Source organism: Weissella sp. ESL1177 (genome assembly GCF_058107185.1).
This window is the reverse complement of record NZ_CM176591.1, coordinates 1,243,506-1,266,219: the sequence shown is the minus strand read 5'-3', so window position 1 is coordinate 1,266,219 and position 22,714 is coordinate 1,243,506. Positions and strand designations below refer to the sequence as shown.

The following is a 22,714-nucleotide window of genomic DNA, read 5'->3' as shown; positions in this document are numbered from 1 at the left end:
AAGTATTCGGAGGTGTGCATCAATGCAAGTCAAGCGAGTGACCATTTATCCACTAGGTTTAACGATGAAACAACCATTTAAAACGGCACATGGGACAACGTTAAATCGACCAATAACCTTGGTTGCAATTCAATTAACTAATGATATTGTAGGTTATGGTGAAATACAATCATTTGCTGACAATCAATATGCACCAGAAACCCAAGCACAATCATTACAGATGGTACGTCAACTAGCCCAAAAATTGGTTGGCAAAGTTTTTCAGGCACCAGAAGATGTTGCCCGTTGGTTAAGCAAGCAAACGACATTATCTTTTGCAAAAGCAGCTATTGAAATGGCTTTTTGGGATGCTTATGGTCAACAGACACAGCAAAGTTTGCAGCAGTTATTAGGTGGTCAACAAGCGACAGTGGCAGTCAGTACAGCGATTGGCATCCAACCAAGTTGGCAACAAACCATTCAATCTGTCACAGCAGCAGTCGCGGCCGGTTATCGGCGAATCAAAATTAAAATCACTGCTGAAACTGATCTAACAGCAGTGATCCAGTTGATCCAACAGTTTCCAGAACAAATGTTTTCCGTGGATGCAAATGCTTCATGGTCAACACAAAATATCGAGCAATTGCAGCGATTGGATCAAGCTGGGCTTGCGTTGATTGAGCAACCATTTGCTGCCGATGCTTGGCAAGTTCACTATCAGGCACAACAGACACTTCAACAATTAAAATTAAGCCTAGATGAGTCATTAAACGATCTAGCAGATGTGCAACGTGCCATTCGTCATCGCACAACGTTAGCACTGACAATCAAGCAGAGTAAAATTGGTGGTATTAGCAATGCCCAACAAGCAATCAAAGAATGTCAAGCAGCACAATTGTATCCGTGGATTGGTGGCATGCTTGGGACTGGGTTGGGACGTGCTGTTGATTTGGCTTTAGCGAGTCTACCAGGTGCCAATATCGTGCCTGCTGATAGTGCGCAATTTGATCACTATTTTGTTGCAGATATTGGCCAACATTTACCAATTGTTAATCGGGGTAAATTACTGGTACCACAAGGATATGGCATTGGCGTGTCACTAAATTGGCAGGTTATTAGAAATACTTTGGTACATGAGCCAATGGTTTATGAATAAGCAAGTGTTACAATTTGATATAATGAAGATAATATAGAAATGAGGGCTAATATGACAACGAGAATTGAAAATGTGCGGCAAGTATTTGCACCCCTAAAAATTGATGGTCTGTTGGTTGCGAATGGCACCAATATGCAGTATTTGACTGGCTTTACTGGCGGTACTGGTGATGGTCTTGTCTTGATTGGCACCGATCAAGCAGCTTTGATTACAGACGCACGTTATGAAGATGCTTATCGTGATCAATTACCAGATGGTGTGACGTTATTGATTACCCGAAATTATTGGGGTGTTGCGATGGCGGCAGCTCGTCGTTTTAATATCGAAAAATTAGGTTTTGAAGACACATTAGCTTTTCGTGATTTTGATTATATTGATGAAAATTTTGTTGGGACAGACATTGCACCTGTGCCTGACTTAATTGAAGCTATTCGTGAAATTAAAGACGATCATGAGTTAGATAAGCTACGGCATTCAGCCAAAGTGGCAGTGGATGGCTTTAATGATTTATTATCTGAGTTACACATTGGGATGACTGAACGTGAGGTTGCCAATTTATTAGACCGTAAAATGAAGGAACATGGCGCTGACAAACCATCGTTTGATACGATTGTTGCATCAGGCTATCTTGGCGCATTACCGCATGGTACTTATTCTGATAAGCCTATTCAAGCAGGTGAGTTAGTAACGATTGATTTTGGTTACTACGTTGATGGCTATACCTCAGACATTACAAGGACCATTGCCTTCGGTAAATTAAGTGAAGAACTCCAAAAAATTTATGATATTACACAACATGCACAACGAGCAACTATTGCAGCCATTAAAGATGGCGTTGCGGTTAGTCAGTTAGATAAAGTTGCACGAGACATTATTACTAATGCGGGTTATGGCGAGGACTATACTCACTCAACTGGTCACGGCATTGGGTTAGACATTCATGAAGGTCCAATTCTTTCTAGCCATGCACCTGCAGAGGATCAAGTTAAAACAGGTATGATTTTGACGATTGAACCAGGCATTTATTTAACTGACAAAGGTGGTGTCCGAATTGAAGATGATGTCATTGTAACGCCAACTGGTTTTGAGAATTTAACTGAAGGGATCACAACCGATTTGATTGTGATTGATAAATAATATGGCATTAGAATATTTAACATTTTATCAAGGTAATTTAGCAACGGGGTTTGATTATATTTATATGAAGAAGGTTGCTGATCATGCATTTTATATTAATGCGCCAGCAAATTTGTCGACCACAATTATGGATATCACAGATGAAAATTTTGATTTTTCACAAGATAACCATTTAAAAATTTTAACTGATAAAAATTTACGTCAGTTTTCATCAGTTTGGCAAAACATTACTTTTCAGTGGCCTAGTATTGAACGACAATTAATGTTATTAACAGCTGATTGGAAAGCATCATATCAGGAACAGCGACCTGGTACGGTAAAGGAATGGGGCTTAGAAACCAAATGGTCAGATGAAGACAAATTCCATAAAATTATTGGTTATAACTGTTATCCTGATAATTATGATCAATTTGTGCAATGGTTAAACAGTTATGCAGGTGGCCGATTACGTTAAGAAAAGAGGCTGATCATGGATTACTTTACAGCAGATACTCATTTTTATCATGAAAAATTATTAGCGAGTCAACATTTTTCACCACGTCCATATGATAATTTAAAAGACGAACACGCGGGTTTGATTCATGCTTGGCGTCAGCGAATAACTGATCAAGATACGGTATATCATTTAGGTGATATTGCCATGATGAATCACGTACGACCAGAGCGTCATGCTCATGAACTAGTTTTGGAAATTGTTCAGCAATTACCTGGTCATATTGTGTTTATTAAGGGCAATCATGATACACGTTCGTTGTTTAAATATTTGCAGAATCATAATTTCAACATGAAAGATGGTCGTTTGAAATTTGAGTTTGAAGATGTTGGCCGAATTGTAAAAGCAAATCATCATCAGTTCTTTTTAACACATTATCCTTTGATTTTGGGCCAATCACAAAACAGTATCAATTTACATGGGCATATCCATCATAATATGGTACCCATTCCTGAAAATATCAATGTGGGTGTTGATAGTGCTGATTTGGACTATTTACAAGCAACTGAAAAACCTGCTTGGGGTAGTCCCTTGTTATTACAGGAAATCGAAATCATCATGCAACGAAAACATGATGATTTTGCAAAACGGAGGTAAACGAATGTTAGATCAAATATCAATTCTACATACCAATGATTTGCATTCTCATTTGGAACGATGGCCAAAAATTCGTCGTCATTTGTTAACACGTAAACGACAGTTAATGCGTGATGGTCGTAGTGTCTTAACTTTTGATATTGGTGATTTTATGGATCGTCAGCACCCATTAACAGAAGCAACCTTTGGTCAAGCGAATGTTAGTTTAATGAACGAAATTGGCTATGATGGTGTCACTATTGGAAACAATGAGGGTTTAGGACTCAATCATGAGCAATTGAATCATTTATATGATGATGCTAATTTTCCTGTCATATTGGGCAACTTGCGGGATATGCAAACAAATGAACTACCAGATTGGGTGATGCCGTTTCGAATTATCACAACACCAAAAGGGACACGGATTGGTGTGTTAGGCTTTACTGCCCCATTTGAATTAACGTATCCGTTGCTTGGTTGGATGCCTGAGCGAATTGATACCGCCTTGGCCAAAATTTTGCCTGAACTTGCGGGCAAGACAGACATTAATATCTTACTATCACATTTAGGATTACCAATGGATAGATATTTAGCTGAACGATATAGTGAACTTCAAATCATTATTGGTGCGCATACCCATCATTTACTTGAACATGGAGAAAAGCATGCCAATTCATTATTAGCAGCAGCTGGTCGGTATGGTGATCATATTGGTCGTATTGATATTCAAATAGAAGATGGTAAGTTAATCAATATGCAAGCCCGTACAATTGTGACGGATGATTTACCAGCTGTTTATGGTGATAATATTGAGATCAATGGTTATCAAGCCAGTGGTGAAGAGCAATTAACTAAACAAGTGGTGGCATATTTACCAACTGATTATCATATGGAATTAAATTATGAGCATCGTTTAATTGATCTTGGACTGGCTGCACTGATGGATCGGACAGAAACAGATATTGCGATGTTGTCAACGGGGATGTTTTTACATGATCTACCGGCTGGAGTTGTGACTGCAAATGATTTACATGCCTTATTGCCACATGCAGTTCATCCCATGCGTACGATATTACAAGGTCGTGAATTGTGGCGGTTAGTTCATGAAGTCTTAAAAAATAATCGATTCTTACAAAATGATCGTTTAAAAGGCATGGGATTTCGTGGTAATTTATGGGGTAAGGTGATTTGGGCCGGATTAACTGTATCGGATAATGGTGACGTTTTTATTCATGAAAAGCCGCTTGATTTTGAAGCTTATTACGCGATTGGTGGACTAGATCATTATCTATTTATTCCTTATTTTCCAACATTGGAAATTATGGGACAGAATACATTGTCTTATGACACCGTGTTGAGGGAAGATTTTGCAAATTATTTACGTAAAGAATTTGCGCCATAGTTGATAGAGAGAAAAAAATGAAGCGAGAACGAATGAAAGAACTAGCTGATGCGCAATTCATTGAGCGGCAAGCTAGCACAGCAATTACCACAGGTAATACACCAGAGGACATATTTATTAATGATCGTCCTTACCATTTGGTGAAGGATTATCGTGATGCTTATGATCAGCAAAAAATGGCAGCACGTTTTAGTGATTTTTTAGAGAAATACGACTATATCGTTGGTGATATTGCAGCTGATCAGTTACGATTGCAAGGCTTTTATAAGGATGGTACGAAGGGAATTGCCCGGAGTCAACAAATATCAGCCTTACAAGATTTTTTGTATGAAGAAGCAAATTTTGGCGCCCCCTTTTTTGTTTTGGAAAATTTAGCACCACATGAAGTAATCGATGTTGAAGAAAAAGAAGGGTCAAAATCGAAAAGAAGACGTCGTCAACATCACAATAAAAATACAAAATCAACAAATAAACACCATAGTAACCAAACAAGCAGCCATCAAGATAGTAAAAAGCATAAAAAATCACCAGTTATCAAAGAAAAAGTGACTGGTGCACAACATCCTGAAAAACATGTGACGAAACGGTCCAATGCCGTTGCGACAACTGGGAATAAAAAACGACGTCATTTTCAAGTACGAGAACGGTCGAAAAATAAAGTAAAGGATAAGGATTAAGATGGCAGCACACTATGATGGATATTTGATTGATTTAGATGGTACTATCTATCAGGGGACAAAGAGGTTTCCAAGTGGTCGGCGGTTTATTGAACGTTTGACCAAGAATAAGGTGAAATATTTATTTGTAACTAATAATTCGACAAAAACGGCAGCAGCAGTTGCTGAAAACTTAACAAATAATCATGACATTCCAACGACAGCAGACCAAGTTTATACCTCAGGAATGGCTTTGGCTGATTATTTGGCCAAATTTGATCAAATTCACCGTGTTTTGATGATCGGTGAGGAGGGTCTAAAACAAGCATTATTAGCAAAGGGGTTTGAACTGGTTACTGAAGCACCGGCTGATGCCGTTGCTATTGGTTTAGATCGTGAGGTGACTTACGAAAAAATTTTACAAGGGACTTTAGCGATTCAGCAAGGTGCCAAATTTGTGGCAACAAATCCAGATACAAATCTACCCACAGAAAGAGGTATGGTACCTGGTGCTGGATCAGTAGTTGCATTTTTAGCAACTGCAGTTAAACCAAAACCAATTGTTATTGGTAAACCTGAGCATATTATTATGGATGGCGCACTAGATAAGTTGCAGGTCCAACGTGATGCTGCAATAATGGTTGGTGATAATTATCAGACTGATATTAAAGCAGGAATCAATGCGACTATTGATACATTGTTAGTCTATTCGGGTGTTTCAAAACAGGCTGACGTTGCAAAAGAAGCACAACAGCCGACGCACTGGGTTGATTCTTTGGATGATTGGTCAATTGAAAATTAAGTATCATTAATATGAATAAAACGTCAGCCTAATTAAAAAAATTAGTTCAGGCTGACGTTTTATTTTATGCAATCACTTTATATAATCAAGTTATCTTGATTAGATGAGGAAAGATGCATGAAGCAATTTGTACTACGATTAACACAGGATACTATTTTTGTTAATGAAGAATCGATCGGTTGTTGGAAAACTTTAAATGATGCCGTCAATATTTATGAGCAAATTCAAATCAAAATGGTTGGTCTGTCAGCAGACAGTACAATAAAAATCATTGATGATCAGTTTAGCGAATTATCCATTCACTATTGGACTATCTTTTCGCAGGTATGGGCTTATGAGTGGGCAAAATATTGGCAAGTACAAATCAGACAAACCAATCAGTGGTTGGCTATCAGTCAAACAACCCAATGGTGTGACCGGCGGTGTTATGGGATAATAGATAAGCAAGTGCCAGTTTTGCCAAAGTATCTGCAAAAAATTTTGATTAATAATGAAGAAATTGTACCAACAGAAAAAACAATTTGGACAATAACAGAAGAGTATTTATTCGGATGTCAAATAACGACTTATTTGCTCAATCAGCATGTGCAATTAACAGTTTGCCAGTTGAGAGCTGTCACAACTGACAAATGGTTGGGTTATCGCCTTATTTTGACTGCCAAGCCAAGATGTACATTAATGATGATGGTTACTGATGAATTAAAGAACATCACCAGTCAACAGATGTCTAAAAAGACGACATCAGTGTGTTATACAGGGCGTGATAGACTGATAGTAGAAACAGATCAGTTCCGAAAACACCAGGTGACACAAAAATATTTGTGGCAGTTGTTCTGGGAACGATTTGAAATCCGGTGGGAATCCGAATATCGCTGGGCAATGTTTTATCGACGATTAATATATCAAGCTTATTTGGTAAAACGTGTCGATCAAATTGAACAGTTGCTATGGGCGCCAATTATTGATGTCACAGGTGATTTTGCATATTTAAAGTGGCAACGTGATTGGCAAGCGGTATTGACGGGATTTTTGCGCCAATTAATTGGTGGCTATTTTTATGAAGAACAGTTAATTATTAATGGCTGGCCACAGCTACCATTATCTGGTCAACGTACTTTTAAAATGATTCAGTCAAATCGAATAGTTAAAATCAGAATGACAACGACGGCTTTAGAAGTACAGCCCAGTAAACCATTAATAGTCATTAACGATCGTGGTTCAATACAGTGTCAACGTCAGTGTTGGACAACAGTTTGGGCAAGTCAAATATTGTAAAGAAAAAATTTACAAAAAAAAGGTATCACATTTACAAAATTTAGGGATAATAAAGACATGGTCATAGCAAATGAAATTTAGGAGGCGTTTACGAATGAAACGCAATTGGTTGATTAGTGCTGCAATCGTGATTATTGCTGGCAGCCTGTTAACGTTTGGTTATACGACGCGACAAAAAAATAGTGGCGTTAATATTACGGCAGTAGGATCGACGGCATTACAGCCATTGGTTGAAGCGGCAGGTGAAGATTTTGCTAGTAAAAACTTGGGTGTCTACGTCAACGTGCAAGGTGGTGGGACAGGTACTGGACTAGCACAAATTCAATCTGGCGCAGTTGATCTTGGTAATTCAGATATGTTTGCTGGTGAAAAAGATGGTATCAATGCGAAAAAATTAGTTGATCATCAAGTAGGTGTTGTTGGTATTTCTCCAATGATTAACAAAAAAGCGCATGTTGATCAATTAACTCAAAAACAATTAATTGCAATTTTCACGAAAAAAGTAACGAATTGGCAACAAGTTGGCGGCGCTGATGTACCAATTGTTTTAGTCAATCGTGTTGCCGGTTCTGGTACACGTGCAACCTTTGAAAAATGGGGGCTAAATGGTGCTAAATCGGCAAATGCGCAAGAACAGGATTCATCGGGGATGGTACGTTCGATTGTTAGTTCAACACCAGGTGCTATTTCGTATGCAGCCTTTGCATACTTGGATAAATCAGTTGTTACGCCAACGATTGATGGTGTGGCGGCAACTAATCATAATGTCATCACTGGTAAGTGGCCTATTTGGTCATATGAACATATCTATACAAAAGGACAGCCAACTGGTAAAGTAAAAGCATTTTTAGCTTATATTGATTCAGCTCACATTCAAAAAACACTGCTGCCACATTTGGGTTATATCTCGATTCATGATATGCAAGTGACACGTGATGAAAATGGTAAATTAAGCGTCAAGTAGATTAAGGAGTATCAGCCATGGATCCAATCCGTGAATCATTATTAAAAAAATCAAAGGCAACAAAAAAAGATCGATTTGGGCGTGTGATTACTTTTTCAGCACTGCTATTGATCGTGGTCGTGGTTGTCTCAATCTTTTGGTTTGTTGCGTCAAAAGGACTAGCAACGTTTTTTACAAACAAAGTTAATTTATGGGACTTTTTAACTGGCACCAAATGGGCACCGGGACAAACTGATGCCCATGGCCATCCATTGGTTGGTGCTTTACCCATGATTATTGGCTCGTTTCTGGTGACATTTATCGCCGCCCTCATTGCGACACCGTTTGCCATTGGTACAGCTGTTTTTATGACAGAAATTTCACCAAAACATGGTGCAAAAATATTAGGTCCCGTAACAGAATTATTAGTTGGTATTCCTTCAGTTGTTTATGGTTTTATTGGGTTGTCAATGATTGTGCCCTTTATGCGTCAAATCTTTGGCGGGTCAGGTTTTGGTATTTTAGCTGGTGCGATTGTGTTATTTGTTATGATTTTACCAACTGTGACTTCGATGACGGTCGATACATTAAAATCTGTCCCACGTCATTATCGTGAATCGGCGCTCGCATTGGGAGCAACACGTTGGCAGATGATCTATAAAGTTATTTTGCGTTCAGCCACACCAGGTATTTTAACTGCCATTGTTTTTGGTATGGCGCGTGCGTTCGGTGAAGCATTGGCAGTCCAAATGGTCATTGGTAACGCTTCATTAATGCCAAAAGATTTAACGTCACCCGCATCAACATTAACATCAATTTTGACACAAGGTATTGGAAACACAGTCATGGGTTCATTAGAGAACAATGTGTTGTGGAGCTTGGCGTTACTGCTATTATTAATGTCACTCGTCTTTAATATCATTATTAAGGCAATTGCAAAGAAAGGGGCGATGTAAAACATGTTGAATCCAAAACAAAGCGATAAAATTGCGAGCATAATTTTATATGGCATTGCTGGCTTAGTTATTCTTATATTGGCAGCATTAGTTGGCTATATCCTTGTACAAGGCGTGCCACACCTATCATGGCACTTTCTGACGGCTCCCTCATCGGCATTTACTGCTGGTGGTGGTATTGGTATTCAATTATTTAATTCATTTTATTTGTTGATTATTACGATGATAATTTCTTTTCCAATTGCATTAGGTGCAGGCGTTTATCTACATGAATATGCTAATCAAAATAGTCAATTAATTCGCCTTATTCGGACAGCAATTGAGATTTTATCTTCATTACCTTCTGTTGTTGTTGGTTTATTTGGCTTTTTACTATTTGTTGTCCAATTCAAACTAGGTTTTTCAATCCTCTCAGGAGCGATTGCACTAACATTCTTTAATTTACCTTTGTTAACAAGATCAGTAGAAGAATCATTACGAAGCATTCCTGATTTACAACGTGAAGCCGGAGCAGCGTTAGGATTATCACGTTGGGAAACAGTTGGTCACATTATTTTACCTGCTGCCGTGCCGTCGATTGTAACAGGGGTCGTTTTATCAGCTGGTCGTGTCTTTGGTGAAGCTGCAGCCTTAATTTACACGGCGGGTCAGTCTGCACCAGCCTTAGACTTTGGCGATTGGAATCCATTTAATACAGCGAGTCCATTGAATATTATGCGGCCAGCTGAAACCCTGGCTGTTCATATTTGGAAAGTTAATTCAGAAGGTATTATGCCTGATGCTGCTGCTGTTTCAGCAGGCGCTTCAGCAGTATTGATTATTGCTGTTTTATTGTTTAATTTCTTAGCACGATTCTTAAGTGGCATCTTATTCAAGCGTTTAACAGCAACTAGATAGGAAAGAGGAACGATATTTATGACAGTAGGACAACCAGGCTCTTTAAATTTAACGGGTGAGCAACCAGATCGTCATATTTATCATATGGACGATAATAAGCATGAAATTGCTTTGTCTACGAAAAATTTACAAGTATATTATGGTGATCATTTGGCTTTAAGTGAAGCAGATTTAGCGTTCGAACGCTTTAAAATTACATCATTGATTGGTGCTTCTGGTTCAGGAAAATCAACGTTCTTACGATCATTAAATCGAATGAATGATGACGTTGCAACTGTTAAGGGTCAAATTATGTATCGCGGGTTAGATATTAACTCACATGATATTGACGTCTATGAAATGCGTAGACATATTGGCATGGTTTTTCAACGACCAAATCCATTTGCCAAATCCATTGCGGATAACATCACTTTTGCTTTGAAACAGCATGGTCAACATGATAAAAAGCAGTTAGCAGAAATTGTTGAAACATCTTTAAAACAAGCAGCGTTATGGGATGAAGTAAAGGATGATTTAAAAAAATCAGCTTTATCGTTGTCGGGTGGCCAACAACAACGACTAGTTATTGCTCGAGCAATTGCGATGAAGCCTGATATCTTATTATTAGATGAACCTGCATCGGCATTGGATCCCATTTCAACAGCTAAAATAGAAGACACATTAATGGAATTAAAAAACCGTTATACAATTATTATTGTCACTCATAATATGCAACAAGCTAGTCGTATTTCAGATTACACGGCGTTCTTTCATACAGGTGAAGTGTTAGAATATGATTTAACAAGAAAGATATTTACGCGTCCAAAGGTACAAATGACCATTGATTATGTCAATGGTAACTTTGGTTAAAAGGGAGCTAGCAGATGACACAAAAAATTTTAACGACTGAAAATGTTCATCTTTATTATGGTAAAAAGGAAGCTTTGCATGGTATCAACTTAGACTTCAATCAAAATGATATTACTGCTTTAATTGGACCATCTGGTTCAGGAAAATCAACTTATTTACGTGCCTTAAATCGTATGCATGATTTAACTGACTCTGTGACTGTCAATGGTACCTTTATGTTCAATGGGCAAGATATTTATGCACCAAATACGGATACCGTGATACTTAGACAAAAAATTGGGATGGTTTTTCAACAACCAAATCCATTTCCTTTTTCAATTTATGATAATGTTGCTTTTGGTGTTCGAACGGCAGGTAATAAAAATAAAGCAGAACTAGATGAAATTGTTGAAAGATCGTTAAAACAGGCTGCAATTTGGGATGAAGTAAAAGATAACTTACACAAATCAGCATTATCTTTATCAGGAGGACAACAGCAACGTGTGTCAATTGCTCGTGCTTTGGCTACTGATCCAGAAATTTTACTATTGGACGAGCCAACTGCTGCCTTAGATCCTGTATCAGCCAGTAAAGTCGAAAATACGATGATGCAGTTACGCGATCAATTGACGATGATCATTGTGACACATTCCATGGCGCAAGCTTCTCGTATATCTGATAAAACAGCCTTTTTTATGGATGGACGATTGATTGAATTTAACCATACAAAGAAAATTTTCTTGGATCCTGACCAACAAGAGACGCAAGATTATATTTCCGGTCGTTTTGGTTAATTGGTATCGGGGGCATTATAGAATAAAAAATAGAAGGGAAATGATGCTATGCGACAATATTTTGATGATGAATTAGCAGACTTGGATACATCTTTTAAAGAAATGGGGCTACTTGTATCTGAAACGTTAGATGAGGCAGTCCAAGCATTTTTAGATCATAATCGAGTTGTTGCACAAGATATTATTGATCAAGATCAAGCAATTAATCAGCGTGAAATTGCTATTGAAAAAAAGAGTTTTGAAATGATTGCATTATACCAACCGGTTACAACTGATTTGCGTGAAATTATGACCGTTTTGAAGGCTGTTTCTGTTCTAGAACGTATTGGAGATAATGCACGTAATATTGCAATGTCAACCATTCATGTTAAAGGTAACAAACGGGTTGCTAAGATCGAGGAAACGATTGGTAATACTGGTTCAGTTGTTGCTAAAATGGTCTCACAAGTGTTGGATTATTATGTCAATGATGATGCTGTGGCAGCAGAAGGTATCTCTGAAGTGGCTTCTGGTGTATCGGATGCTACTAGACGAATTCGTGAAATGTCAATTGGTGCAATGAAGGCTGATCCGGAGCAGGTTGCAGCAGCAACAGACTATCTTGTTGTTGCAGGTTATCTAAAGCGGACATCAGATTATGTGACGGATATTGCTGAATGGATTATTTATAAACGAACGGGTAAGATTGTTGAATTAAATCCAGGAACATCTTCGTTTATTTAAATTCAGTACTTATCTGATCATATTGTCTTAAGCAATGATTTAAAGACAATTTTTCGGTATACATTGATAGACTGTTAATCTACCAAACAAAATGGTCAGATTAACAGTTTTTTGTCATATAATAATTAATGATTAACAACTAATGAATGGGAGCAAACGATGCCAATCGTAACGAAAGTAACACGGCAGCGGCGAGCAGGTCGTTATAATATTTATTTAGATGATGAATATGCATTTGCAGTTGATGAAAAAATTTTAATTACTTATAACTTGTTTAAAGGGGCAACTTTATCTGAAGATAATTTGGTTGATATTCAGAATGCAGAATTTCGTCAGAAAGCGTATACAACAGCGCTAGTTTATGCAACAGGGCAGATGCGCACAGCAAAACAAGTCCGGCGTAAATTACGAGAACATGACTATAATGATCAAGTCATTAAAGAGACCATTCAACGATTAAAAGATGATCATGTTGTTGATGATGTCACATATGCTCAAACATATGTTGATCAAGCTAAATCAGCTGGTAAATTTGGTCCACAGGGTGTGAAGTACAAATTACAACAAGTTGGAATTGATCAATTTGTTATTGAAGATGCTTTGATTGCTTATACGTTGGATGATGAGCGAGTTGCTTTAGAAAATCGAGTGTCAAGCTTATTAGAAAAAAATGCGCGTTATGCAACGTTTTTAGCAGAACAGAAAACACAACAAAAATTAATGCAACAAGGATTTCATCGCCAATTAATTCAAGAAGCGATTCGTGATTATCGCATGAATAATCTGCCTGATGCTGAATTAGAATGGGAAAAATTAGATCGAGATGCAACTATTGCAGCCAATCGTTATTCTTCATACGAAGGGTGGACGTTTAAGAGTAAAGTCAAAGCCGCTATGTATCGTAAAGGTTATGATTTAGATTTAGTTGATCGCTGGTTAAAGCAACAAGACTAAGTTGACAGTGTTTTTTAATGGCTCACGTGATACAATGAAATAGAAAAAATTTGGTGAAATTCACAGAAAGCTCAAAATAATGAAAGATAGTCGATTACCGCGTGAGGGCGACTTTGTAACGATTAAGAGCTACAAGCATGATGGGAGTTTACATCGGACTTGGCGTGACACAATGGTGTTAAAGACAAGTGAAAATGCGATTATTGGTTTAAATGATCATACATTGGTGACGGAAGATGATGGACGCCGATGGGTGACACGTGAACCGGCAATTGTTTATTTTCACCGTAAATATTGGTTTAACATTGTTGCGATGATTCGGGAAAATGGCGTTTCATATTATTGTAACCTTGCGTCGCCATTTGTGTTGGATAAAGAAGCGTTGAAGTATGTCGATTATGATTTGGATGTGAAAGTTTTTCCAAATGGTGAGAAACGTCTGTTGGATACAGATGAATATGAATTACATAAAGCGCGCTGGCATTATCCGGCGGATGTTGATTATATTGTGCGTGAGCATGTGAAGATTTTAGTCGATTGGATCAATAATCAACAGGGACCGTTTTCCGATGCTTACATTGACTTGTGGTATCGACGCTATCTAGAAATTAAGCGTCGTAATAGTCAACAATAGTCGTCATAATATAGGCAAAAAAGATTACTGAAGACGTAATCTTTTTTTATTTGTGATGATAATTTTATGAATGATAATCACAACGAGCGAACTATTGAAACAACCTATAATATTCGTTATACTGAATTGTTAAGTTTAAAAAAAATAATATAAAATAAAAATATAAAAAGGCGATAAATTATGGCATCATTAAAAGAAGCAACGCAAACAAGGCGTACATTTGCTATTATTTCTCATCCCGATGCTGGTAAAACAACAATTACTGAGCAATTATTAAAGCTTGGGGGAGTTGTGCGTGAAGCTGGCACGGTTAAGGGACGTAAAGGAAATTTTGCGAAGTCTGATTGGATGGAAATCGAACAAAAACGTGGTATTTCAGTGACTTCATCAGTTTTACAATTTGACTTTGACGGTAAGCGCATCAATATTTTGGATACACCAGGTCATGAGGATTTCTCAGAAGATACTTATCGAACATTAATGGCAGTTGATTCAGTGATCATGGTCGTCGATTCAGCAAAGGGAATTGAGCCTCAAACAAAAAAGTTATTTGAGATTGTCAGCGAACGTCATATTCCTATTTTTACATTCTTTAATAAGTTGGATCGTGATGGTCGTGAACCATTAGACTTAGTTGATGAATTAGAATCAACATTGGGTATTAATGCTTATCCAATGAATTGGCCTATTGGTTCAGGTCAGATTTTAGCGGGATTATTTGATCGTTATCATAATAATGTTGAAGTGTATCGGCCAGAAAATAGTGCACAACGCTTTTTGCCATTAAATGAGGCGGGCGTTGATTTAGCTGAACCAAACGTCATTCAAGAGAATTCATTGTGGCAAGAAACACGCGATGAAATTGAAATGTTACAAGATGCGGGAAATTCATTTGACGAAACCGCTGTAATGCGTGGTGAATTGACCCCCGTCTTCTTTGGGTCAGCTTTACAAGGATTTGGCATCGAAACTTTCTTGCAAACATATATGCAGTTTGCGCCAGCACCTTCACCAAAAAATACGGTGACAGGTGTGGCTATTTCACCAGATGATGAGCAATTCACAGGCTTTGTTTTTAAAATCCAAGCGAATATGAATCCTAACCATCGTGATCGAATTGCGTTTTTACGGATTGTATCAGGTGAATTTGATCGTGGTATGGATGTGACATTACAGCGTACTCAAAAGAAAATTCGTTTATCAAATGTGACGCAGTTTATGGCCGACACACGAGAGAATGTTGAAACGGCCTACCCAGGGGATATCATCGGTATTTATGACACTGGTAATTTTCAAATTGGCGATACGATTTATGCCGGTAAACATGAGGTCACTTTTGAAGAATTGCCAACGTTTACACCTGAATTATTTATGCGTGTTCATGCAAAAAACGTGTTAAAACAAAAGTCATTCCATAAAGGTGTCACGCAATTGGTTCAAGAAGGGACGATTCAATTGTATACGGCATGGGATTCTGGTGATTACATTATTGGTGCTGTTGGTGCCTTGCAGTTTGAAGTTTTCCAATTCCGAATGGAAAATGAATACAATACGGAAGTTTCATTAGAGCCAATGGGTTCAAAAATTGCGCGTTGGATCAATTCAGAACAACTAGATCCTCAAATGGCATCATCACGAAACTTACTTGTTCGAGATCGTCATGAGAATCCAGTATTCTTGTTTGAAAATCAATTTGCTGAACGTTGGTTTGCCAATAAATACCCTGATGTGCAACTGGAGACAAAATTGTGATTTTGATGTTATCTATTATGCCGATTAATTGGTTAATGGATGCACTGGTATTTGCTGTTATTTTATGTATACCAATCACAGTTTATTTTGTTAGTCATATCATTTAACTTCGTTATCCAAAATGATTTATTTAACGGGTTAGGCTACATTGGTTGATTGGCATGATTATTGCAGATATGACATTGTTAGTGAGTTAAAAATAGAACGCTTATGAATAGGTTGCGCGTACATGATGTTGCGATGCCTAGTGTCATAAGTGTTTTTTTATTTTCATAATAAGAATAAGGAAATTGTCGGCATTTAGGCATTATGTTAAAATTAACCTAATAGAAAAGGAGAGACATTCATGGATAAACAAGAGATGGATCCACACGTTAAATCTGGATTGTATGGTACGCCTGAAATTAATCCAGATGAACAACACCACTATTTAGGTAATTTTCGTGAACGGATCTATGCCTTGCAAACACGCCAAACTGCGGGTGACGGACTTTATATGTTGGCTTGGGAAAAGCAATTATCAGCTCACCCCGATGCAGTTCTTTATTTGAATGGCCAAATGGATCGCGAAATATTAGATAAGTATATTAAATTAGCAGCGAAACAACGGACAAAGTTTACGTTAAAATCTGATACTGTTTATGCGAATTCTGATGTTGTTGTTGTCTTAGCTGCAAAGACGGCAGTTCACAAAGAAGTGGTTGATATTGTTCAGTTGGTAGGCAATATGGGAAAGCCTGAAAACAAGCAATCAGTAGCCAAAACGCCTTGGTATAAAAAATTATTCTAATCGTTACTGAAAGGAAGGGATGATAATGCAACAGCCATTGGCTTATCGCATGCGCCCACGGACGATTGATGAAGTTGTTGGACAACAACATTTGGTCGGTGCGGGAAAGATTATTAATCGCATGGTGACTGCAAAAATGTTGTCGTCAATGATTTTATATGGACCACCTGGCACGGGAAAGACAAGTATTGCAAGCGCCATTGCGGGATCTACAAAATATGCGTTTCGCATTCTTAATGCGGCGACTGATAGCAAAAAAGATTTACAAATCGTTGCTGAAGAAGCAAAAATGTCAGGCACAGTTGTCCTGTTGCTTGATGAAATTCATCGCTTAGATAAGACCAAGCAGGATTTTTTGTTACCACATTTAGAAAGTGGGCGCATTGTCTTAATTGGTGCAACGACAGAAAATCCGTATTTATCAATATTGCCAGCTATTCGTTCTCGAACACAAATTTTTGAAGTGAAACCACTATCTGAAGCAGATATGAACCTTGCCATTGAGCGTGCTTTGATGGATAAGGAACGAGGCCTGGGCGATTTTGCAGTTGTGTTAGATGATGATGCCAAACAACAGTTGATCTATGCAACTAATGGTGATTTACGCTCGGCGCTAAATGGTCTGGAATTGGCAGTGAAATCTACTAACCCGATGGCAGATGGCAAAGTTCATATTACACTACCTATTATTGAAGAAACCGTACAACGTAAAGCTATAACAGCGGATAAAAATGGTGATGGTCATTATAATGTCATTTCGGCATTACAAAAATCAATTCGAGGTAGTGATGTTGACGCTGCCTTACATTATCTTGCGCGTTTGATTGAAGCGGGTGATTTACCCATTATTGCACGCCGTTTACAGGTTATTGCGTATGAAGATATTGGCGTTGCAAATCCAGCTGTGGCAGCTCGTGCGATTACGGCAGTGCAAGCGGCCTTACAGCTTGGCTTTCCAGAAGCGCGGATTCCCTTAGCCAATGCAGTTATCGAATTAGCATTATCACCGAAGTCTAATGCAGCGATGGTTGCAGTTGATGCAGCCATTGCAGATGTTCAAAAAGGTGCTACAGGGGATGTACCTGATCATTTAAAAGATGCGCATTATGCTGGTGCCAAAAAATTAGGGCATGGTGTTGATTATGTCTATCCACATGGTCATCCAGGAGATTGGGTCCCACAACAGTATCTTCCTGATAAGTTACTTGGAGCGCACTATTTTAAACCTGCAGGGAATTCGAAAGTTGAACGTTCATACAAGGAACAATATGAGAAATTACGACGAGCGCAACAGGACGGTCTCAATAATCGGTAACGGCAATGATTTTTTATCACACGTTACTTGATTGTCAAGCCTTTTCATTTGTGTATTTACTAGTATAATAAAGACATGGATGGATTTCTTGGGTGTACGCGTAATTCTACTTTCTGTAGTTGCTTTACAACCTTTTTGCTCGGGGATGTCGGGAAGCTGCTATAGCATGCTGTTTCACTCAGTAGCTATAAAAGCAAACTTATTCACCCACTTTCCTTTAATCGGAGCCAACTCAGTTGAATTTACTAACGGCACCAATCAAGTGTTCATAGTTGTTCATATCAATAGATTTTGAATAACGATGGTCGTGCATGTTCGATATGTTTATCGAAGGTGGGCGACCTTTTTTATCAGGAAAGAAAAGGAACGAAATCATGATTATTGGATTATACATTTTATTTGCACTAGTTATTGCGATTATTGGTATTTATTTATTGTTACATCAACAAGGTTTCTTGGGAATTCCACAAACCGCAGCAAAGCAACCTGCCCGTTGGTTTGGATGGGCCTTTACAATTGATGCCATCTTAATTGTGATCAGTACGCTGGTTACTAAAGGGGCCGCATTACCAGGTGGTTTGTTTGTTATTATTGCTACTTTGCTAACAACTGTATTGGCAATTGTTATTGTTCGTCTTTTATTTAAATAATTTATATATCAGAATTTAAAAAAGAGACCTTATTTACATGAAAAAATAGTGTAAATGCGTTATAATTAATGTATAGAAATGAGACACATATAGTCAATCGGACAGGGGGAACTGTTATGGCTGATGTAAAAGTAAACTATAAGAACGTATTGGTACCAGTTGATGGCTCTAAAGAAGCTGAGGCTGCGTTGAATCGTGCTATTCAAGTTGTTAAGCAGAATGGCCCAGATGCTAAGTTGCATATTCTGCATGTTATTGATACACGTTCATTCCAGAATGTGACTGATTTTAGAACAACGATGGTTGAACAAGTTGCTGGTACAGCAAAGAAGACATTGGATGCATATTTGCAACAAGCTAAGGATGCTGGTGTTGAAAATGTCGATTATTCAATTGAATATGGGTCACCTAAGGATGTTATTGCTCAGCAAGCACCAGAAAAGTATGGTATTGACTTGATTATGATTGGTGCAACCGGTTTGAATGCTATTGAACGTTTGCTAATTGGATCTGTTACTGAGTTCGTTACACGTGTTGCGAAGGTGGACACACTGATTGTACGTAAGCGGGATTAATCATTAAATGAATCACTTTGATGTATACCAGTATGTTAGAGAATTTTGAAATAGTGAGTTGGTTGGGACAGGAGTATTGGTCTCAACCTTTTTGTTATGGCCATTTTATGTGAAATAGGCTATTATTTTTAGTTAGTATAATTTTCTGATACAATGAAAATATGATTGACAGTTCAAAAAGAGATGGAGATTGCAATATGAGTGAGTCAAAACTAAATTTGGTAGCATCAATATTAACAAATAGTTTGGGAACAACAGTTATTGGCCACGTGGGGGCAGAGAATGTTGCAATCACTGTGAAATATGCAAATGATAAATCTGATACAACGACCTCAGATCAAGATGGTAATTTTGTTGTGAAATTATCAATGGAGGATGCTAGTGGAGAGGTCGTGATTACTGCTGAACAACCAGATCAGTCATTGCATGAGACAATGACATTGACGATTGAGCAACCCGCACCAGTGGTTACAGCTGTTATTTCAACACAAGAGGGGCAAAGATTATTAGAAGGACGTGTCAATCAAGAGAATGTATCTGTTTCTGTACATTTTATTGGTGATGAACATGTGATTTCCTTGCCAGTTGATAATAGTTTAGAATTTGAATTAGTTCTACCAGAAGACATCTTACCTAGTCAAATAGAAGTTCATGCAACGAATCAGGAAACGGGCAAAATGGGGCGAACGATCGTTAGTCTAGGAGTAACATCAAAAACGGTTGCTATGCCAGCCTTGACAGATGAGATGATTGCTGAGTATGTACATAATGAAGAAGTAAAACATGAGTTAGCATCGACAAATTCAGAGAATTCGCAACAAATAGCGCAAGAAACGCTACCTGTGGACAGTCCGATAGTGGAGACAACGACTAAGGATACTAATGATACGCCGGAACCTGCAGTGATTGCATCAGAAACGGTGCAAGAGGATACTGAAGCGGCATCATCTCGTATATCGAGGCGTAAACATGGCGGTATTCGAGGCTTTTTCGCCCGTCTTTTTGGACACAAACAGTAATTGTTACAGAATATTCACTTAATTTTACAAAACGTTAGCATTTATTAATAGAATCGTGACATAGTCATCAAAAACTTAAAAGTTTCTTATGATAGAATATTATGGTTTAAGGAATAGAAAGGTAAATCATAATGCATAAACGACAAGTGACGATGATTATTGGAATTATGGCAATTGCCGCTGTGGTTGCTGTTTTCGCAATTATTTTTAATAGTACACCACATCAAAGTAATAAGCAGGCAACCGCTGCAACTTCTACACAACATGCTAAAAAGACCGAACATCAACCGGTACATAAGGAAAAAAAGCAAGCAACGGCTGATAAAAAGGCCATGACGTCTCGGGATAATCAAGGAAAAACTGGATTTGATGTGAAGGCAGTTTTGAAAGATCAATCGGGAGTTCCTAGTATTTCTTCTGTTAACCTAGCAAATAAACAATTAACCATTGTTTTTGCAGATGATGGCACAAATTCACTCGAAAGTTTTATGACGGCTTATGCCAAAGCAACCACCCTCATTTTAAAGCAGGCAGCAGCGCAAACGTCTGATATTGATAGTGTGGCTATTGCACAGCAAGTGAAATTAGAAGACGGTACTGAATACGCAGTTGCAGGTAAGTGGCAGAAAGATCAATTAACAAATACTGTCAAATTAGCAACAACGGCAACTGCTAAAGATGTGCTTCTTAGTGCTAGCCACTATTCTATTGGTGGCTCGGTATGGGATACATTTTCACAACAACAAAAAAATGACTATCAAAATCATCAACAAGGTGGTCAAGTACAAACAACTGACGATAGTTTTAATCAGTGGGTACAAGCAGGGATTGTGAAAAATAAATAATCTTTGATTTAAGTAGTTTTTGTTGCATCTAACACATATCATAAAAGGGTCGAAGTCTATGCCAAATATGGCAGACTTTGACCCTTTCAATTATGTTCTGTATTCTGTATGACGGAACGGTTTAATTAAATAGCATGGCATAAATTGAAATGTACATTAATGTTGCACCTGCTAAAACAAAAAGATGCCAGTAAACATGATTTAATGGTAGTTGTGGTATGAGGTAAAGCAAGGCACCCAAAGTGTATGTTATGCCACCAGCTAATAAGAAATTAAATGAAAACGATGTTAAGGCAACGTGTAGAGCGGGAAAGGCCAGAATAATCAACCAGCCCATCAAGACATAAATAATGACTGAAAGCCAAGGCCAACGACCGACAAAAAATAAATCATAAACAAAGCCAAGAACAGTGCATAATAGAATGGTTAGCCAAATTGGCCAACCAATTTTTGGACTAAGGAAGAGCCAGGTGTAAGGTGTGTAACTTCCCAGGATGACTAAATAAATGCCTGAGTGATCTAAAAATTGAAAAAATTTACCCGCTTTAGTAAAAATTAATGCGTGGAATAAGGTTGAAGCGAGTAAAAAACTGATAATAGATGCAGCATAAATTGATAAAGCAACCATTGTAAATGCACCAAAATGATGTTGCACACTCTTAATCATTAATAGTGTTGCACCAACGATGGCTGCCATCACACCAAGACCGTGAGTGACAGCATTGAGTGTTTCATAGGTAATTAGATAGCGGCGATTTTCTTTTGTTAGAGTAGGCATAGGCTTCTCCTTTACCAGTTAATTGGCTATTTATTTGAATGACAATATGTTTATAATTATGATAACTGTTTCATCTAGTTTTGTAAACTAAATGTTATAGTATTAAAATAAGTGGGGTTTCATGATGTTAATGACAATGATTAAAGGTATGATGATTGGATTTGCTTTCGTGGCACCAATCGGCATGCAAAATTTGTATGTATTTAATAATGCACTAACGAATTCATTTAAACGTTCGTTAGTTTATGTTCTTTTTGTTTGGATTGCTGACTCGTTGTTTTCAATGGCAGCCTTTTTTGGTATGGGAGCAATTATTAGTTCAGCAGCATGGCTAAAATTAACTGTCATGTTGATTGGTGGGATGCTAGTCATTTGGATTGGTTGGGATATTTTAAGAAGTGCGAATACAGTACAACTCAACACACATGCTAATCACCTACCTGCACATAAAGCTTTATTGACAGCATTTATTGTTTCATGGGCGAATCCACAAGCTTTAATTGATGGTAGTTTATTATTAGGTGCTTTAAGAGGAACATTGGCTAGTGATGCGGTTTGGCCATTTATCATTGGTGTCATGATGGCAACGTTTATTTGGTTTAATGGCATTACAATTATCATGAATATCCTAAAAGATCGGCTACCTCGAAAAGTGCTTGTCTGTGTAAATGCTATATCTGGAATTATCGTCTTAGGCTATGGTAGTTATTTATTAATTGAGGCAATGATTGCTATCTTTTAAATGATGACACTTCGTATTAACGAAAAGCATCGATTGACCTTGA

General features: G+C 37.8%; 25 protein-coding genes. 24 read left to right on the top strand and 1 reads right to left on the bottom strand.

The features are described 5' to 3' along the window. The first annotated feature begins 22 nt into the window (after positions 1-22). The 23 genes from menC to AC3B5D_RS06045 all read left to right on the top strand — a co-directional run bounded on the left by menC (position 23) and on the right by AC3B5D_RS06045 (position 21,151). Positions 23-1,135, top strand: a complete 1,113-nt coding sequence (menC, locus tag AC3B5D_RS06155; RefSeq protein ID WP_489840896.1) for an o-succinylbenzoate synthase — start codon at positions 23-25, stop codon at positions 1,133-1,135. 39 nt (positions 1,136-1,174) lie between these two features. Then, complete coding sequence (locus tag AC3B5D_RS06150; protein ID WP_489840897.1) at positions 1,175-2,272, top strand: aminopeptidase P family protein; 1,098 nt, start codon at positions 1,175-1,177, stop codon at positions 2,270-2,272. Position 2,273: 1 nt separating this feature from the next. Beyond that, a complete protein-coding gene (locus tag AC3B5D_RS06145) occupies positions 2,274-2,726 on the top strand; it encodes a phosphoesterase (protein WP_489840898.1) in 453 nt (150 codons plus the stop codon). A 15-nt stretch (positions 2,727-2,741) separates the two neighbouring features. After that, a complete protein-coding gene (locus AC3B5D_RS06140) occupies positions 2,742-3,362 on the top strand; it encodes a metallophosphatase (protein ID WP_489840899.1) in 621 nt (206 codons plus the stop codon). Between the two features lie 4 nt (positions 3,363-3,366). After that, on the top strand, positions 3,367-4,743 hold the full coding sequence (locus AC3B5D_RS06135; protein ID WP_489840900.1) for a bifunctional metallophosphatase/5'-nucleotidase: 1,377 nt from the start codon (positions 3,367-3,369) through the stop codon (positions 4,741-4,743). A gap of 17 nt (positions 4,744-4,760) precedes the next feature. Beyond that, positions 4,761-5,420, top strand: coding sequence for a YutD family protein (locus AC3B5D_RS06130; RefSeq protein WP_489840901.1), 660 nt, complete (start codon positions 4,761-4,763; stop codon positions 5,418-5,420). 1 nt (position 5,421) lies between these two features. Then, complete coding sequence (locus AC3B5D_RS06125; protein WP_489840902.1) at positions 5,422-6,201, top strand: TIGR01457 family HAD-type hydrolase; 780 nt, start codon at positions 5,422-5,424, stop codon at positions 6,199-6,201. Between the two features lie 117 nt (positions 6,202-6,318). Next, entirely contained in the window at positions 6,319-7,476 is a 1,158-nt protein-coding gene (locus AC3B5D_RS06120; protein WP_489840903.1) for a hypothetical protein, read from the top strand. Between the two features lie 94 nt (positions 7,477-7,570). Then, the gene (locus AC3B5D_RS06115) at positions 7,571-8,440 is read left to right on the top strand and encodes a phosphate ABC transporter substrate-binding protein PstS family protein (RefSeq protein ID WP_489840904.1); all 870 of its coding nucleotides are present in this window, start codon (positions 7,571-7,573) and stop codon (positions 8,438-8,440) included. Between the two features lie 17 nt (positions 8,441-8,457). Further along, complete coding sequence (gene pstC, locus AC3B5D_RS06110; protein ID WP_489840905.1) at positions 8,458-9,375, top strand: phosphate ABC transporter permease subunit PstC; 918 nt, start codon at positions 8,458-8,460, stop codon at positions 9,373-9,375. A 6-nt stretch (positions 9,376-9,381) separates the two neighbouring features. Then, entirely contained in the window at positions 9,382-10,272 is an 891-nt protein-coding gene (gene pstA, locus AC3B5D_RS06105; RefSeq protein ID WP_489841188.1) for a phosphate ABC transporter permease PstA, read from the top strand. A gap of 18 nt (positions 10,273-10,290) precedes the next feature. Then, on the top strand, positions 10,291-11,121 hold the full coding sequence (pstB, locus tag AC3B5D_RS06100; RefSeq protein WP_489840906.1) for a phosphate ABC transporter ATP-binding protein PstB: 831 nt from the start codon (positions 10,291-10,293) through the stop codon (positions 11,119-11,121). 14 nt (positions 11,122-11,135) lie between these two features. Then, on the top strand, positions 11,136-11,894 hold the full coding sequence (pstB, locus tag AC3B5D_RS06095; RefSeq protein ID WP_489840907.1) for a phosphate ABC transporter ATP-binding protein PstB: 759 nt from the start codon (positions 11,136-11,138) through the stop codon (positions 11,892-11,894). Positions 11,895-11,942: 48 nt separating this feature from the next. Continuing rightward, a complete protein-coding gene (gene phoU, locus AC3B5D_RS06090) occupies positions 11,943-12,617 on the top strand; it encodes a phosphate signaling complex protein PhoU (protein ID WP_489840908.1) in 675 nt (224 codons plus the stop codon). Between the two features lie 159 nt (positions 12,618-12,776). After that, a complete protein-coding gene (locus AC3B5D_RS06085) occupies positions 12,777-13,571 on the top strand; it encodes a RecX family transcriptional regulator (protein WP_489840909.1) in 795 nt (264 codons plus the stop codon). 79 nt (positions 13,572-13,650) lie between these two features. Then, complete coding sequence (ntdP, locus tag AC3B5D_RS06080) at positions 13,651-14,205, top strand: nucleoside tri-diphosphate phosphatase (RefSeq protein WP_489840910.1); 555 nt, start codon at positions 13,651-13,653, stop codon at positions 14,203-14,205. A 180-nt stretch (positions 14,206-14,385) separates the two neighbouring features. After that, positions 14,386-15,957, top strand: coding sequence for a peptide chain release factor 3 (locus AC3B5D_RS06075; protein ID WP_489840911.1), 1,572 nt, complete (start codon positions 14,386-14,388; stop codon positions 15,955-15,957). A 346-nt stretch (positions 15,958-16,303) separates the two neighbouring features. Beyond that, positions 16,304-16,747, top strand: coding sequence for a YueI family protein (locus AC3B5D_RS06070; RefSeq protein WP_489840912.1), 444 nt, complete (start codon positions 16,304-16,306; stop codon positions 16,745-16,747). 25 nt (positions 16,748-16,772) lie between these two features. Beyond that, positions 16,773-18,062, top strand: coding sequence for a replication-associated recombination protein A (locus tag AC3B5D_RS06065; protein ID WP_489840913.1), 1,290 nt, complete (start codon positions 16,773-16,775; stop codon positions 18,060-18,062). A gap of 374 nt (positions 18,063-18,436) precedes the next feature. Further along, on the top strand, positions 18,437-18,712 hold the full coding sequence (locus AC3B5D_RS06060) for a hypothetical protein (RefSeq protein WP_489840914.1): 276 nt from the start codon (positions 18,437-18,439) through the stop codon (positions 18,710-18,712). A 116-nt stretch (positions 18,713-18,828) separates the two neighbouring features. Then, positions 18,829-19,287, top strand: coding sequence for a universal stress protein (locus AC3B5D_RS06055; protein ID WP_489840915.1), 459 nt, complete (start codon positions 18,829-18,831; stop codon positions 19,285-19,287). A 197-nt stretch (positions 19,288-19,484) separates the two neighbouring features. Next, positions 19,485-20,306, top strand: a complete 822-nt coding sequence (locus AC3B5D_RS06050) for a hypothetical protein (protein ID WP_489840916.1) — start codon at positions 19,485-19,487, stop codon at positions 20,304-20,306. Positions 20,307-20,437: 131 nt separating this feature from the next. After that, on the top strand, positions 20,438-21,151 hold the full coding sequence (locus AC3B5D_RS06045; RefSeq protein ID WP_489840917.1) for a hypothetical protein: 714 nt from the start codon (positions 20,438-20,440) through the stop codon (positions 21,149-21,151). Positions 21,152-21,272: 121 nt separating this feature from the next. Here AC3B5D_RS06045 and trhA read toward each other — a convergent pair whose 3' ends face one another. Beyond that, positions 21,273-21,929, bottom strand: coding sequence for a PAQR family membrane homeostasis protein TrhA (gene trhA / locus AC3B5D_RS06040; RefSeq protein WP_489840918.1), 657 nt, complete (start codon positions 21,927-21,929; stop codon positions 21,273-21,275). Between the two features lie 124 nt (positions 21,930-22,053). On the opposite strand from trhA, the gene AC3B5D_RS06035 reads away from it, so the two are divergent. Then, positions 22,054-22,671, top strand: a complete 618-nt coding sequence (locus AC3B5D_RS06035; RefSeq protein WP_489840919.1) for a LysE/ArgO family amino acid transporter — start codon at positions 22,054-22,056, stop codon at positions 22,669-22,671. Positions 22,672-22,714: the final 43 nt, after the last annotated feature.